This is a genomic window from Pseudomonas sp. SMSB3 (assembly GCF_052041965.1).
GTDB lineage: Bacteria > Pseudomonadota > Gammaproteobacteria > Pseudomonadales > Pseudomonadaceae > Aquipseudomonas.
On record NZ_JBKGGV010000010.1, the window covers coordinates 22,669 to 37,428 of the forward strand.

Genomic DNA, 14,760 nt, shown 5'->3' on the forward strand with positions numbered 1-14,760 from the left:
TCAGGCGGCAAGTATACAGACTGCCTCAGTGCCCAGCAGTTTTGGAGAACAGCTGAATCACCACCACGCCACCCACGATCATGGCCATGCCGAGCATGGCCGGCATGTCCAGTTTCTGCCCATAGAGCACCAGCGCCGCCACGCTGATCAACACGATGCCAAGGCCTGACCAGATGGCGTAGGCGATGCCCACCGGAATGCTGCGTACCACCAGGGTCAGCATCCAGAAGGCGATGGCATAGCCGACCACCATCAGCAGCAAGGGGAGTGGTGTGCTCAGGCCCTTGACCGCTTTCATGGAAGCCGTGGCGATGACTTCGGCGCAGATGGCAATGGCGAGATAGGTGTACGCATTCATGACGGATTCCTCGGTTATTGGCCGGCATTCTAGTAAGTTCCTGATTGCGGTAAAGTCATTACCTATCAGAACTGGAGATAGGTTGATGGCCGAGCAATGGAACTTGGAGCAGCTGCGGATCTTCCTGCGCGTGGCCGAATTGCGCTCGTTTTCGGCCGTGGCCCGCGAGCAGCGCAAGGCGCAGTCGGCGATCAGCCAGGCAGTCGCGCTGCTGGAGGCGGACCTCGGCGTGACGCTGTTCGAGCGCAGCAGTGGCCGGCAGCCGAAGTTGACTGCAAACGGCGCAGCGTTGCTTGAAGATGCGCGCGAGCTGTTGCGCCAGTGCGAGCGTCTCGATGGCCGTGCGCTGGCGTTGATGCGCGGCCAGGAGGCGCTGCTCAGGGTGGCCCAGGACGAAGCCATGCCCTATCAGCCGGTCATCGACAGCCTCGACGAGCTGGCTAGCCGCTATCCCTCCCTGGAAGTGCAACTGGCCAGCGGCGCGCAAGGGGATGTCGCACGTAAGCTGGCCGAGCGCCGCGCCGACCTGGGGTTGTTCTTTCATCATGAGCGCATGCCTGCCGCGCTGGAGCGGCGGGCCTTGGGCAGTGTAGAAATGGTTACGGTGTGCGCCGTCGACCACCCGCTCGCTGGCGAGCGCCGGGTCACTCGGCAACAGCTGGCCCGGCATCGTCAGCTTCTGATCACCCCGCAGCAGAGCGGCTACCCCGGCGGCGAGGCGATCAGCCCGCAGGTCTGGCGCGCCGACAGCTTCTACGCCATGGCCGAGTTGCTGATGCGCGGCCTGGGCTGGGCCTGGCTGCCCAGGCATGTGGTGCAGTACCCGACCTACCAGGCCCACATGGTCGAGCTGGACAGCGAGTGGCGGCCACCGGCGCTGGTGGTGGAACTGGCCTGGCGACGCGACGAGCCGCTCGGCCCTGCCGCGCAATGGTTGGCCGAGCGCTTTGCAGTGCATTTGCGTGCGATCGGGTAAACTTCGCCGCCATGAACAGAACGCTCTATACCTTGTTGTTCCACTTGGGCCTGCCGCTGCTGGCGCTGCGCCTGTACCTGCGTGCACGCAAGGCACCGGCCTATGGCCAGCGCATCGCCGAGCGCTTCGCCTGGCAGATGCCGCCGATGCGTCCGGGTGGCATCTGGGTGCACGCGGTATCGGTGGGTGAAAGTATCGCCGCCGCCCCCATGGTACGGGCACTGCTCAAGGCCTACCCGCATCTGCCCATCACCCTGACTTGCATGACGCCGACCGGCTCCGAGCGCATTCGCGCGCTGTTCGCCGACGAGCCACGGGTCCAGCACTGCTATCTGCCCTACGATCTGCCCTGGGCGGCCGGGCGCTTCCTCGACCACGTGCAGCCCAAGCTGGGCGTGATCATGGAAACCGAGCTGTGGCCCAACCACATCCACCAATGTGCCAAGCGCGGCATTCCTGTAGCGCTGGCCAATGCACGCCTGTCCGAGCGCTCGGCCCGTGGCTATGGGCGTTTCGCCGGGCTGACCCGGCCGATGCTCGCTGAGATGAGCCTGATTGCCGTGCAAACCGAAACCGAGGCCCAGCGTTTTCGCGACCTGGGCGCGCGACCCGAGTGCGTGCAGGTGACCGGCTCGATCAAGTTCGACCTGAACATCGCCGCCGACCTGCGGCCCCGTGCCCAGGCCCTGCGCGCAGCATGGGGCGCCGAGCAGCGTGCGCTGTGGATCGCTGCCAGCACCCATGAGGGTGAAGATGCATTGATTCTGCAGGCCCACCGGCAACTGCTGCAGGTGCATGCCGATGCGCTGCTGATCCTGGTGCCGCGCCATCCCGAACGATTCGACGCGGTGCACAGCCTCTGTGCCGGGCAATTTGCCACCATCCGGCGCTCGGCCAGTCAGCCGGTGACCGCGCAGACCCAGGTGTTGCTCGGCGATACCATGGGCGAGCTGCTGTTTCTGTATGCCCTTGCCGATGTCGCTTTCGTCGGCGGCAGCCTGGTCGCCACGGGCGGGCACAATCCGTTGGAGCCAGCCGCGCTGGCAATGCCGGTGATCATGGGGCCGCACGTGTTCAATTTCCTCGAGATCAGCGCCATGCTGCGAGCGGCAGGAGCGCTGCAGCAGGTCGACGACGCCGAGGGCTTGGCCGAGGCAGTGCGGCGCCTGATCGAGCTGCCGCAAGATGCCCAGCGCATGGGCGCGGCGGGCAGGGCGGTGATGCTGGCCAATCAGGGCGCGTTGCAGCGCCTGCTGGAGGGCTTGGCTCGGCTCATGCGCTGAATCCGAGAGTGCGCAGCCCCGCACCCCCTGCCGTTGGTTTCAGGGGCGGCGCTCGAAGTTCTTGGCAGCCGCCGCTGCCAGGTCCGGTGGCAGAAAATCCTTGTCCGGGTTGTAGTCGGCTTTCAGGTAGCGTTTGAGGTCCTGCAAGTCTTGCGGGCTGAGTGTGCCCGCAGCCTGCTTGAGGCTGAGATTGTCGAGGATGTAGTCGTAGCGGCTGTTGTTGTAGTCACGTACCGATGTGTACAACTGGCGCTGCGCATCCAGTACATCGACGATGTTGCGGGTGCCGACCTGGTAGCCGATCTCGGTAGCCTCCAGGGCGCTCTGGTTGGAAATGATCGACTGCTTGCGCGCCTGCACCTGCTCGACGTCGGTGTTGACCGCCCGATGCAGGTTGCGCGTGTTCTCCACCACCTGGCGGCGCAGGCTTTCGCGCTGCTGCTCGCTCTGGCTCAGGCGCTGATAGGCCTCGCGCACCTGCGAGCTGGTCAGCCCGCCACTGTAGATGGGGATGTTGAGCTGCAGGCCGACGCTGGTCTGTTCGACGTCACCGCTGTAGCGCACGCCCAATTGCGAGGGGTTGCTGAAGCCCAAGCTGTCGTTATCGCCCTTCTGATACTTGGCCACGGCGTCCAGGGTTGGCGCATGACCGGCCTTGCGTTGGCGCAGGGTTTCCTCGGCGGCGGCCACCGCGTAGTTGGTCGCCTGCAGATTGAGGTTCTGGCGCCCGGCGGTTTCTACCCAGGCCTTGGCGTCGTTGGGCATCGGCACCTGCACCGGCAGGCTGTGGACCACGCCTTGAATGGCCGTGTATTCGCGGTTGGTCAGGGTGACCAGGGCCTCGAAGGCGTCCTGCACCTGGCGATCGGCGATGATCCGGTTGGCCCGCGCGGTGTCGTAGCTGGCCTGGGATTGCAGCACATCGGTCTTGTCCGAGAGGCCAACGTCGAAGCGTTCGTTGGACTGATCGAGCTGACGCTTGAGCGCCGCTTCCTCGGCCTTGGTCGCCGCCAGGTTGTCCTGGGCGCGCAGCACGGCGAAGTAGCTTTGTGCCGTTTGCAGGATCAGATTCTGTTCGGTGGCCGACAGCTCGAGCGCGGCTTGTTCGTTGACTGCCTCGGCGGCTTGCAGCTGGAACCAGCGGTCGGCGCGGAAGATCGGCTGGGCCAGGGTCGCGCTCCAGGCGTTGCCGCTGCGGTTGGAGGTGATCGAAGGCTCGTCGAGCTTGGTCCGCGTGTGCATCATTTCGGCGCCTGCCGAAAGGTTTGGCAGCAGGCCGGCACGTGCCTGTGGCACGACCTCCCGGCGAGCGCCGTAGTCGGCACGCGCCGCTGCCAGGTCGGCGTTGTTGTCGACCGCTTCCTGGTAGACGCTGACCAGGTCGGTTCTGACCGTCATGGGCACGGCCGCTGCCCAAACCACTCCATTGGACGCACAAGACACGGCAATCGCCAGTGAGAGTTTGCGCAGCATAAGAGGCAATCCTTGTACGAAATTTTATTACTGAACTGTTGAGTATCGAGCGATGGGCCAGTGTAGTGCCATGCGCACTGGCCAACAATCGCCGCTTGCGCCTTTCATCACCCTTGCGCGTTACCCGCTTGGCTTTGCCAGGCACTCCAGTCTAGACTGCGCCTGTTCTTGTCGGGGTGCCTTGAAGCAAAGGCTGAGATCGCAGAGGTGCGGATCCCGTTGAACCTGATCAGGTTAGCGCCTGCGTAGGGAACAAGATTGCTCGCCTTCCCGGGGAGCCTCTTGTGCCAGGTCCGGGAATGTCGCAGCTGCATGCAGCGCGCGGCACCCGTGTATCCGGCACTGCATCCGCCAGGGTGCGTGCGCGCCGTTCAGGTTCAGCTCCGACATTCCACCGCCAGGAAGCTGTCTGGAGAGCCTGTAATGAGCCAACAAGAAAAACCGATCAACCTCAGCGAATCGGCGCAAGTCGATCAGCAGTCCGTGCAACCTCTGCCCCGTTCGCGCAAAGTCTATGTACAAGGCTCGCGCCCGGACATCCGCGTGCCCATGCGCGAAATCAGCCTGGACGACACCCCCACCGATTTCGGCGGCGAAAGCAATGCGCCGGTGCTGGTCTATGACACGTCCGGCCCCTACACAGATCCCACTGTCATCATCGATGTGCGCAAGGGCCTGCCCGATGTGCGTTCGTCGTGGATCGACGCGCGTGCTGACAGCGAACGCCTGCCGGGCTTGAGCTCGCACTTCGGCCAGCAGCGCCTGAACGATGCCGAACTGGCCAAGCTGCGCTTTGCCCATGTGCGCAACCCGCGTCGGGCCAAGGCCGGTGCCAACGTGTCGCAGATGCACTACGCACGCCAGGGCATCATCACCGCCGAGATGGAATACGTCGCCATCCGCGAGAACATGAAGCTGCAGGAAGCTCGCGCTGCCGGTCTGCTCGATCAGCAGCACGCTGGCCACAGCTTCGGCGCCAGCATCCCGAAACAGATCACCGCCGAATTCGTGCGCGAAGAAGTCGCCCGTGGCCGCGCCATTATCCCGGCCAACATCAATCACCCCGAGCTGGAGCCGATGATCATCGGCCGCAACTTTTTGGTGAAGATCAACGGCAACATCGGCAACAGCGCCCTGGGCTCCTCGATCGAGGAAGAAGTGGCCAAGCTGACGTGGGGCATCCGCTGGGGCTCGGACACGGTCATGGACCTGTCCACCGGCAAGCACATTCACGAAACCCGCGAGTGGATCATCCGCAACTCGCCCGTGCCGATCGGTACCGTGCCCATTTACCAGGCGCTGGAAAAGGTCAATGGCGTGGCCGAGGACCTGACCTGGGAGCTGTTCCGCGACACCCTGATCGAGCAGGCCGAGCAGGGCGTGGACTACTTCACCATCCATGTCGGGGTGCTGCTGCGCTACGTGCCGCTGACCGCCAAGCGGGTCACCGGCATCGTCAGCCGCGGCGGCTCGATCATGGCCAAGTGGTGCCTGGCGCATCACCAGGAGAACTTCCTGTACACGCATTTCGAAGAGATCTGCGAAATCATGAAGGCCTATGACGTGAGCTTCTCGCTCGGTGACGGCCTGCGCCCAGGGTCCATTGCCGACGCTAACGACGCGGCGCAGTTCGGCGAACTGGAAACCCTTGGCGAGCTGACCAAGATTGCCTGGAAGCACGATGTCCAGTGCATGATCGAAGGCCCTGGTCACGTGCCGATGCAACTGATCAAGGAGAACATGGACAAGCAGCTCGAATGCTGCGACGAGGCGCCGTTCTACACCCTCGGCCCACTGACCACCGACATCGCCCCAGGCTACGACCACATCACCTCGGGCATCGGCGCGGCGATGATCGGCTGGTTCGGCTGCGCCATGCTGTGCTACGTAACGCCCAAGGAACACCTGGGCCTGCCCAACAAGGACGACGTCAAGACCGGCATCATCACCTACAAGATCGCCGCCCATGCCGCGGACCTGGCAAAAGGCCATCCAGGGGCGCAGATTCGCGACAACGCCTTGTCCAAGGCGCGTTTCGAGTTTCGTTGGCAAGACCAGTTCAACCTGGGCCTGGACCCGGACACGGCGCGCGCTTTCCACGACGAGACGCTGCCCAAGGAGTCGGCCAAGGTCGCGCACTTCTGCTCGATGTGCGGGCCGAAGTTCTGCTCGATGAAAATCACCCAGGAAGTGCGCGAGTACGCCGCGAAGATCGACACCGTGGACGTGACGATCGAGCAGGGCATGCGCGATCAGGCCGAGCGCTTCCGTCAGGAAGGCAGCCAGCTTTACCACAAAGTGTAAGAACCCGGGGCCGTTCCTACGTCCTGTAGGAGCGGCCTTGCGTCGCGATTCGAGGACCAAGTCCTCGCCAAGAACACCTACAACATTGCCGGCGAGCGCCAATACATGACATCCCCCAGCCAATTCTCCCCCGACCACCCGGTCCCCACCCATCAGCGCATTTTCGGTGCCCGCGACCTGTTCTCGCTGTGGTTTTCCCTTGGTATCGGTTTGATGGTTCTGCAGGTCGGCGCCATGCTGGCGCCTGGCCTTGGCCTGGCCGGTGCACTACTGGCCATCACCCTTGGCACCGGCGTCGGCGTTCTGCTGCTCGGCGCTGCCGGTGTCATCGGCAGTGACACAGGCCTGTCGGCCATGGGCACCTTGAAACTGAGCCTCGGCCGCCACGGCGCACGCCTGCCGGCCTTGCTCAATCTGCTGCAACTGGTGGGTTGGGGCGCGTTCGAGATCATCGTCATGCGCGATGCCGCCAGCTTGCTGGGCGCACGGGCGTTCGGCGAAGACAGCGCCTGGAATAGCCCGATGCTCTGGACCCTGTGCTTTGGTGGCCTGGCCACCCTGCTGGCAGTCAGCGGCCCATTGGCGTTCGTGCGCAAGGTGCTGCGCGTCTGGGGTATCTGGCTACTGTTGGGCGCGTGCCTGTGGCTGACCTGGAACCTGTTGGCCAAGGCCGACCTGGCTGAACTCTGGAACCGCGCCGGGGATGGTTCGATGTCGCTGGCGGTGGGTTTCGACATCGCCATCGCCATGCCGCTGTCATGGTTGCCGCTGATCGCCGACTATTCGCGTTTCGCGCGTAACGGCAAGCATGTATTCGGTGCAACCGTGCTGGGCTACTTCCTCGGCAACACCTGGCTGATGAGCCTGGGCGTGGCATACACCTTGGCGTTTGCCGCCAGTGCTGAAGTCAATGCGCTGTTGCTCGCCCTCGCCGGCGCCGGGATGGGCATCCCGTTGTTGCTGATTCTGCTGGACGAATCGGAAAAGGCCTTTGCCGACATTCACTCGGCGGCGGTTTCCACCGGCGTGCTGCTGCCGTTGAAAGTCGAGCACCTGGCCCTGGCCATCGGTGTGCTGTGCACCCTGATCGCCTTGCTCGCGCCATTGGCCCAGTACGAAAACTTCCTGCTGTTGATCGGCTCGGTGTTCGCCCCGCTGTTCGGCGTGGTGCTGGTCGACCATTACGTGGTCCGCCGTCGCCGTCTGCCTGGGCAGATCGAGGCCTTGCACTGGCAGGCGCTGCTGGCCTGGGCAGTGGGGGTGGCAGCCTATCACCTGATCGCCGCCACCGCGCCGCAGGTCGGCGCCACCCTGCCGGCGCTATTGCTGGCAGGGGCATTGCACGGCTTGATGAGCCTTAGCCGCGGCCGGGAAACAGTTCGGGCTTGAGCACGCCATTGAGGCGCGGGTAGGGGATTTTCAGTTCGACGTGGCCCATGGAGTACGGGGCGATGGCGTAGACTTCGTACTTCACCACCACCGCGCCGTAAGTCAGGGCGATGTGCGGCGAGCGCTTGAACGGCCAGGTCTTGACGAACTCGGCGTCCTTGTCCATGCCCACGCTCATCAGCCAGGCGCGGTGGGATTCTTCGACGGTCTTCCAGAAGGTGTCTTCCTGACCGGGTACCAGCATGTCCTGCAGGGTCAGGACCTTGTCCAGCTTGCGCGAATAGTTGATGAAGGCCCGCCCCGGCATGCCGTGGGCGCCGCCGCTGTCTAGGTAGCTGGACAGCTCGATGATCACCAGCCCGTCATGCTGCTCGCGTACCTTGGCTTGCAGGTAGCTGCTGTTGCGTTTATCGGCATTGGCCAGGTATTGCTGCTCATACGCCTGCAGAGTGCGCGGGGCGGTGCCATGCTGATTATCTTCGGTGAGCTGCAAGAGGCGCTGCTCGACGATGGCATCGAGTTTGGGCTGGGCCGGGAAGTGCACGGTATCGATATTCACCAAGGGGCAATCGCTTGCACTGCAGCCAGGCTTGAGGTGTTCCCAGGCCTCGCGCTTGACCTCCAGCGGAGTTCGGTAATTGGGCGCGAACAGGCTCTGGCAGGCGCCCAGTGCGAGTGCCAGCAGCGCCACGGAAGTCAGTTTGACCAGTGTCATGATGATCCTTGCAGAACAGGGAAAAGTCGGCCTTTGACCGTCTGTACGGCCTTCAGTTCGCCACTAAGCTATCAGAGTGAAGACTTGCTGTCCCGAGTGTGCGAACGGTGGCCGGAAAGGGGTGAAACGCTCAGGCGTGCAGAGTAGGATGGCGCGAAGCGGTAAATGAGGTAATGAGGATTTCCATGTCAGATACGATCAACTCGGTGCCCAAGGCGGTCGAAATCGTCAAGCGGGACAACTGCTTCCAAGGCTTCTACAGGCTCGACAAGGTGCACCTGCGCCATGAATTGTTCGCCGGCGGCCTGGGTCGCCAGATCAGCCGCGAACTGTTCGTGCGCCACGATGCGGTCTGCGTGCTGCCCTACGATCCGCAGCGTGACGAAGTGGTGCTGATCGAGCAATTTCGCGTCGGCGCGCTGGACAAGATCGACAACCCGTGGCTGATCGAGATGGTCGCCGGGCTGATCGACAAGGACGAGCAACCCGAGGAAGTGGCTCACCGTGAAGCGCAGGAAGAAGCCGGGCTGACCTTCAGCGCCCTGTGGCCGATGACGCGCTACTTTCCCTCGCCCGGCGGCAGTGACGAATACGTGCACCTGTTCCTCGGACGCTGCAGCAGCGAAGGGGCCGGCGGCCTGCATGGCCTCGAGGAAGAGGGTGAAGACATCCGCGTGCGCGCATGGTCGTTCGAAGACGCCCTGCAGGCCGTGCGCGACGGGCGCATCTGCAACGCAGCGACCATCATTGGTTTGCAGTGGCTGGCGCTGAATCGGGATGAAGTGCGAGGTATGTGGAAGTGAACCTGCTGCGTGAGCGTTATCGGGTCGATCTTGCCGGGCTGCAGGCAGCCTGCGAGGCCAACTACGCCCGGCTCATGCGCCTGTTGCCCGATATGCGCAGCAACCAGAGTTCACGGCGCATCGGCATGACGCAGGGCGACCAGATGATCGGGGTGCTGGTGCTCGAGGTCTTGCTTGCGTGCCCCTACACCACCACGGTGCGGGTAAGCCAGGAACACAGCCTGCCCTGGTTGCCGGTGCCGCATCTGGACGTGCAGGTGTACCACGATGCGCGCATGGCCGAGGTGATCAGTGCCGAACACACCCGGCGCCTGCGCAGCATCTACCCCTACCCGAACGAAGCCATGCACCAGCCGGACGAAAAAGCCCAGCTCAACCTGTTTCTCGGTGAATGGCTGAGCCACTGCCTGGCCTGCGGTCACGAACTGGCCAGCGTACGCTGAAAGGAGACGGCCGTTGCCACACCTGGACCCCTCGCACCCCGTGCTTGCGGTGCAACTGACCGACCCCCACCTGTTCGCCGATCCTGGCGGCAGCATGCTCGGCCTCAATACCCGTGACAGCCTGCGCCACGTGGTGGCCCAGGTGCGGCGCGAGCAGCCGGATATCGACCTGCTGCTGTGCACCGGCGACCTGTCCCAGGACGGCAGTGGCGCTTCGTATGAAGCGTTCCGTGAACTGACTGCGCCGTTGGCCGTGCCGACCCGCTGGTTGCCCGGTAACCACGATGAGGCGCAGGCCATGGCGCAAGTGGCTCCGCAGCTGGTGCAGACGGTGACCGACATGGGCGCCTGGCGCATCATCATGCTCAACACGGCCGTGCCCGGTGCCACCCACGGCTTTTTGCAGGATGATCAGCTGGCCTTGCTCGATGGCGCCTTGGAAGCGGCGGGTACACGGCATTGCCTGGTGTGTCTCCACCATCAGCCGGTGGACATCGGCTGCGCCTGGATCGCGCCGATCGGCTTGCGCAATGCCCAGGCGCTGTTCGATACCATCGATGCTCATCCACAGGTGCGGGCGCTGCTCTGGGGGCATGTGCACCAGGAGTGGGATGAACTACGCGACGGAAGGCGTTTGCTGGCCACGCCCTCGACCTGCATCCAGTTCGCTGCGCGCAGCGAGGACTTTCGGGTGAGCGAAGAACAACCAGGCTACCGCTGGTTGCGCCTGCACGCCGACGGGCGGCTGGAGACCGGGGTAGAGCGAGCGTTGGATTTCCAGGTGAAGCTCGACTTCGACAGCCCAGGGTACTGAGCATTCGAGGCAACGCTCGCCCCTTTGAGTCCATTGAACAATGTGTTGCTAAACCCGCCTGCGGCGCCAAAACCCTGCCAACGCGCTACACTGCGCGTCCCTGCGCTCGTGAGATCGGGCGCTACGCCACAGATTCCGGGGGCAGCGTGTCAGGTTCCATCCTCTATATCCATGGCTTCAACAGCTCGCCGCTGTCGACCAAGGCGCGTCAGCTCGAGGCGGTCATGCAGCAGCTGGGCCTGGCGCAGCAACTGCGCCTGCCGGCCTTGCATCATCACCCGCGCCAGGCGCTGCTGCAGCTCGAGGCCGCCATCGCCGAGCTGGGTGCGCCACTACTGGTCGGCAGTTCGCTGGGTGGCTACTATGCCACGCACCTTGCCGAGCGGCATGGGCTCAAGGCCTTGCTGGTCAATCCGGCGGTTACGCCGCACAAGCGTTTCGACGGTTATCTGGGCACCCAGCGCAACCATTACACCGGTGAAAGCTGGGAACTGACCCTCGATCACGTGCAGGCCCTGGCCGAGCTGGAAGTACCGCCTCCGGCGGACCCGGCGCGCTATCAAGTGTGGCTGCAGACCGCCGATGAAACCTTGGATTACCGCCATGCCGAGCAGTATTACCGCGGCTGCGCCCTGCGCATCCAGGCCGGAGGCGACCACAGCTACCAAGGCTTCGCCACGCAATTGCCGGGCTTGCTGGCCTTTGCCGGGATTGCCCGGGGGCAGTATGCGGCGCTCGATTTTTCTGTATTTTGACTTTTTCGCATTCACCAGACTGACGACGAGAACCCATGGCCAATCCCAGCGCTAGCGCCTATAACGCAGACGCCATCGAAGTCCTCTCCGGCCTCGACCCGGTGCGTAAACGCCCGGGCATGTACACCGATACCAGCCGGCCCAACCATCTGGCCCAGGAGGTCATCGACAACAGTGTCGACGAAGCCTTGGCCGGGCATGCACGCTGCGTGCAGGTGATCCTGCATGCCGACCACTCGCTGGAAGTCAGCGACGATGGCCGCGGCATGCCGGTGGACATCCACCCTGAAGAAGGTGTCTCCGGGGTCGAGCTGATCCTCACCAAGCTGCACGCCGGCGGCAAGTTCTCCAACAAGAACTACCAGTTTTCCGGCGGCCTGCACGGGGTCGGCATCTCGGTGGTCAACGCCTTGTCGACCCAGGTGCGGGTGCGCGTCAAGCGCGATGGCAACGAATACCAGATGACCTTCGCCGATGGCTTCAAGGCCAGCGAGCTTGAAGTCGTCGGCACGGTCGGCAAGCGCAACACCGGCACCAGCGTGTACTTCAGCCCGGACCCGAAGTATTTCGACTCGGCCAAATTCTCCATCAGCCGTCTCAAGCACGTGCTCAAGGCCAAGGCGGTACTGTGCCCTGGCCTGTTGGTGAGCTTCGAAGACAAGTCCAGCGGCGAAAAAGTCGAATGGCACTATGAAGATGGCCTGCGCTCGTACCTGGTCGACTCGGTCAGCGAGTACCAGCGCCTGCCCGATGAGCCGTTCTGTGGCAGCCTGGCCGGCAACAAGGAAGCGGTCGACTGGGCCTTGCTGTGGCTGCCCGAAGGCGGCGACAGCGTCCAGGAAAGCTACGTCAACCTGATTCCCACGGCCCAGGGCGGCACCCACGTCAACGGCCTGCGCCAGGGCTTGCTCGACGCCATGCGCGAGTTCTGCGAATTCCGCAACCTGTTGCCGCGGGGGGTCAAGCTGGCGCCCGAGGACGTTTGGGAACGCATCACCTTCGTGCTGTCGATGAAGATGCAGGAGCCGCAGTTCTCTGGCCAGACCAAGGAGCGCCTGTCCTCGCGCGAGGCAGCCGCCTTTGTGTCCGGCGTGGTCAAGGATGCCTTCAGCCTGTGGCTCAATGGCCACCCGGAGCTGGGCATGCAGCTGGCGGAGCTGGCCATCAGCAACGCCGGCCGGCGCCTCAAGGCGAGCAAGAAGGTCGAGCGCAAGCGCATCACCCAGGGTCCGGCACTGCCCGGCAAACTGGCCGATTGCGCAGGCCAGGACCCGATGCGCGCCGAGCTGTTCCTGGTCGAGGGTGACTCGGCCGGCGGCTCGGCCAAGCAGGCCCGCGACAAGGAGTTCCAAGCCATCCTGCCGCTGCGCGGCAAGATCCTCAACACCTGGGAAGTCGATGGCGGCGAAGTGCTCGCCAGCCAGGAGGTGCACAACATCGCCGTGGCGATCGGCGTCGACCCTGGCGCCGCCGACCTGTCGCAGCTGCGCTACGGCAAAATCTGCATCCTCGCTGACGCCGACTCCGACGGTCTGCACATCGCCACCTTGCTCTGCGCCTTGTTCGTCCAGCACTTCCGCGCCTTGGTCGAAGCCGGTCACGTCTACGTCGCCATGCCGCCGCTGTATCGCATCGACTTGGGCAAGGAAATCTACTACGCCCTCGATGAAGCCGAGCGTGACGGCATCCTCGATCGCCTGGTGGCCGAGAAGAAACGCGGCAAGCCGCAGGTCACCCGCTTCAAGGGCCTGGGCGAGATGAACCCGCCGCAACTGCGCGAAACCACCATGGACCCGAACACCCGGCGCCTGGTGCAGCTGACCCTGGACGACGTGCAAGGCACGACCGAAATCATGGACATGCTGCTGGCCAAGAAGCGCGCCGGTGATCGCAAGCAGTGGCTTGAAACCAAAGGCAACCTGGCCGAGGTGCTGGTTTGATTCGTCTGCTGGTCGCCGCGTGCGTGGCAGTGCTCGCCTTGCCGAGCCTGGCTGAAGATTGGGCGGAATTGAAACTGACCTCGGAACACCCGATCGAGGGTATGCACGGCGGTAACCTGTCGGGCCTGGCCGAATGCCGCGGCGCCTTGTGGGGCGTGTCCGATCGCGATGACGATCGAATCTATCGTTTTGACCGACAAACTCCCGTGTGGAGCGCGCAGGCGCTGGCGTTCACCGCGCCGCCGGTGCCGGAGAGCGGGCTGCCCTGGGGCCTGAAGGTGCGCAATTGGGCAGCGTCTTTCGTGCGTGGCGGCGAGCTGGACTACGAGGGCATCACCTGCGACCAGGCTGGTAACCTCTATGTGGTCAGCGAGGCGCACGCGGCGGTGCTGCAAATACCGACGGCAGGTGAGCCGCAGTGGCTGAATATCGACGCGGCCATGGTGCGCCAGGCACGCGCCAGCGGCATGCTGCTCAACTTCAACGCGCTGTTCGAAGGCCTGGCGATCAACCCCGCCGGTGATCGTCTCTGGCTTGCCGCCGAGCGCGAGCGGCGTGGGCTGGTGGCGATCGAGAAACAGCAAACGATGTGGACCTGTGGACGGCGCTGCGTGCTGCTCAGCGAAGCCGGGGTGGAAATGCAGCCGCCGCAGGTGCCTGACCCGGTTGCGCTGCCGCGTGATTTCGCCGACCTGGCGTGGTTCGAGGGCAAGCTGTTCACCCTCGAGCGCAACGCCTACCGCATCTGTCGGCGTGCTGCCGACACGGGCGAGGTCGAGCGCTGCTGGTCGTTCGCCAGCGAGGCCTTGCAGCCGCAGCGCCGCTATGACCAGCCGTTTGGCCTCGCCGAGGCGCTGGTGATCGATGCCAAGGGCGCGTGGATTGGCCTGGATAACAACAATACCGATCGCGCCGATGGCGAAAGCCGGCCGATCGTCTGGCGCTTTGCCGCACCCCAGGGCGGCTGGAGCGCCAATCCATGAATCAGGCGCCGGGCAAGCGCGCCGGCAAGGTACTGCTGATCGTCGCCTGGGCGGCGGGGCTGTTCCTGGCCACGCGTTTCTTCGGTCAATGGGAAGACCAGCAGCGCAACCCCAATGCCCAGGTGCAGTCCGAGCACGGTGACGGCTACGTGGAGGTGCGCCTGCTGGGTAATGGCCAGGGGCATTTCGTGCTCGACGGAGCGATCAATGGCCAGCTCGTGCACTTCATGCTCGACACCGGCGCGACCGATGTGGCGATCCCGGAGGCGCTGGGCCGCCAGTTGAACCTCAAGCGCGGCAGCCCGGTGTTGCTCAGTACCGCCAATGGCCGCACCGAAGGCTACCGCACGCGCCTGGATAGCCTGCAGCTGGGCGACATCCACTTGCAGGGTGTGCGCGCCATCGTGGTGCCGGGCCTGGACGGGCAGACCGTGCTGCTGGGCATGAGCGCCCTGAAACAACTTGAATTTACCCAGCGCGGCGGCACCATGCTGCTGCGCCAGAACCTGAAATGACGAGGCCCG

14 protein-coding genes and 1 riboswitch are annotated in these 14,760 nt (G+C 64.2%); of the genes, 11 read left to right on the plus strand and 3 right to left on the minus strand.

What is annotated here, in order from left to right; translation table 11 throughout:
• Nucleotides 1-25: 25 nt before the first annotated feature.
• A complete protein-coding gene (locus ACLEJW_RS16790; RefSeq protein ID WP_145189881.1) occupies nt 26-358 on the minus strand; it encodes a DMT family transporter in 333 nt (110 codons plus the stop codon).
• A gap of 85 nt (nt 359-443) precedes the next feature.
• Here ACLEJW_RS16790 and ACLEJW_RS16795 point away from each other — a divergent pair, with 85 nt between their 5' ends.
• The gene (locus ACLEJW_RS16795) at nt 444-1,334 is read left to right on the plus strand and encodes a LysR family transcriptional regulator (RefSeq protein WP_145189884.1); all 891 of its coding nucleotides are present in this window, start codon (nt 444-446) and stop codon (nt 1,332-1,334) included.
• Between the two features lie 11 nt (nt 1,335-1,345).
• Nucleotides 1,346-2,617, plus strand: a complete 1,272-nt coding sequence (gene waaA / locus ACLEJW_RS16800) for a lipid IV(A) 3-deoxy-D-manno-octulosonic acid transferase (protein WP_440777923.1) — start codon at nt 1,346-1,348, stop codon at nt 2,615-2,617.
• Between the two features lie 39 nt (nt 2,618-2,656).
• Here the strand turns inward: waaA and ACLEJW_RS16805 are convergent, their stop codons facing one another.
• Nucleotides 2,657-4,090 carry a TolC family outer membrane protein gene (locus ACLEJW_RS16805; RefSeq protein WP_145189890.1) on the minus strand — a complete coding sequence of 478 codons (1,434 nt, stop codon included), beginning with the start codon at nt 4,088-4,090 and terminating at the stop codon, nt 2,657-2,659.
• Nucleotides 4,091-4,252: 162 nt separating this feature from the next.
• Nucleotides 4,253-4,359, plus strand: a riboswitch (TPP riboswitch).
• A 154-nt stretch (nt 4,360-4,513) separates the two neighbouring features.
• On the opposite strand from ACLEJW_RS16805, the gene thiC reads away from it, so the two are divergent.
• Nucleotides 4,514-6,394, plus strand: a complete 1,881-nt coding sequence (gene thiC, locus ACLEJW_RS16810; protein WP_440777924.1) for a phosphomethylpyrimidine synthase ThiC — start codon at nt 4,514-4,516, stop codon at nt 6,392-6,394.
• A 105-nt stretch (nt 6,395-6,499) separates the two neighbouring features.
• Nucleotides 6,500-7,783 carry a putative hydroxymethylpyrimidine transporter CytX gene (gene cytX / locus ACLEJW_RS16815; RefSeq protein WP_440777925.1) on the plus strand — a complete coding sequence of 428 codons (1,284 nt, stop codon included), beginning with the start codon at nt 6,500-6,502 and terminating at the stop codon, nt 7,781-7,783.
• On the opposite strand, the gene ACLEJW_RS16820 is transcribed toward cytX, so the two are convergent.
• A complete protein-coding gene (locus ACLEJW_RS16820) occupies nt 7,752-8,498 on the minus strand; it encodes an RsiV family protein (protein ID WP_313458656.1) in 747 nt (248 codons plus the stop codon). The genes cytX and ACLEJW_RS16820 overlap by 32 nt on opposite strands.
• A gap of 185 nt (nt 8,499-8,683) precedes the next feature.
• On the opposite strand from ACLEJW_RS16820, the gene ACLEJW_RS16825 reads away from it, so the two are divergent.
• From ACLEJW_RS16825 to ACLEJW_RS16855, 7 genes are all read left to right on the plus strand, one after another.
• Nucleotides 8,684-9,301 (plus strand): NUDIX domain-containing protein, encoded by a 618-nt coding sequence (locus ACLEJW_RS16825; protein WP_313295695.1) that lies wholly within the window; start codon nt 8,684-8,686, stop codon nt 9,299-9,301.
• Nucleotides 9,292-9,744, plus strand: coding sequence for a DUF1249 domain-containing protein (locus ACLEJW_RS16830; protein WP_145189905.1), 453 nt, complete (start codon nt 9,292-9,294; stop codon nt 9,742-9,744). The genes ACLEJW_RS16825 and ACLEJW_RS16830 overlap by 10 nt, the downstream gene beginning before the upstream one ends.
• A gap of 13 nt (nt 9,745-9,757) precedes the next feature.
• A complete protein-coding gene (gene cpdA / locus ACLEJW_RS16835; protein ID WP_440777926.1) occupies nt 9,758-10,558 on the plus strand; it encodes a 3',5'-cyclic-AMP phosphodiesterase in 801 nt (266 codons plus the stop codon).
• 146 nt (nt 10,559-10,704) lie between these two features.
• The gene (locus ACLEJW_RS16840) at nt 10,705-11,313 is read left to right on the plus strand and encodes a YqiA/YcfP family alpha/beta fold hydrolase (protein ID WP_145189908.1); all 609 of its coding nucleotides are present in this window, start codon (nt 10,705-10,707) and stop codon (nt 11,311-11,313) included.
• A gap of 35 nt (nt 11,314-11,348) precedes the next feature.
• Entirely contained in the window at nt 11,349-13,253 is a 1,905-nt protein-coding gene (gene parE / locus ACLEJW_RS16845) for a DNA topoisomerase IV subunit B (protein WP_313295703.1), read from the plus strand.
• Nucleotides 13,250-14,236, plus strand: a complete 987-nt coding sequence (locus tag ACLEJW_RS16850) for an esterase-like activity of phytase family protein (RefSeq protein ID WP_313458647.1) — start codon at nt 13,250-13,252, stop codon at nt 14,234-14,236. The genes parE and ACLEJW_RS16850 overlap by 4 nt, the downstream gene beginning before the upstream one ends.
• Entirely contained in the window at nt 14,233-14,751 is a 519-nt protein-coding gene (locus ACLEJW_RS16855) for a retropepsin-like aspartic protease family protein (RefSeq protein ID WP_145189917.1), read from the plus strand. Before ACLEJW_RS16850 ends, ACLEJW_RS16855 begins: the two co-directional genes overlap by 4 nt.
• Nucleotides 14,752-14,760: the final 9 nt, after the last annotated feature.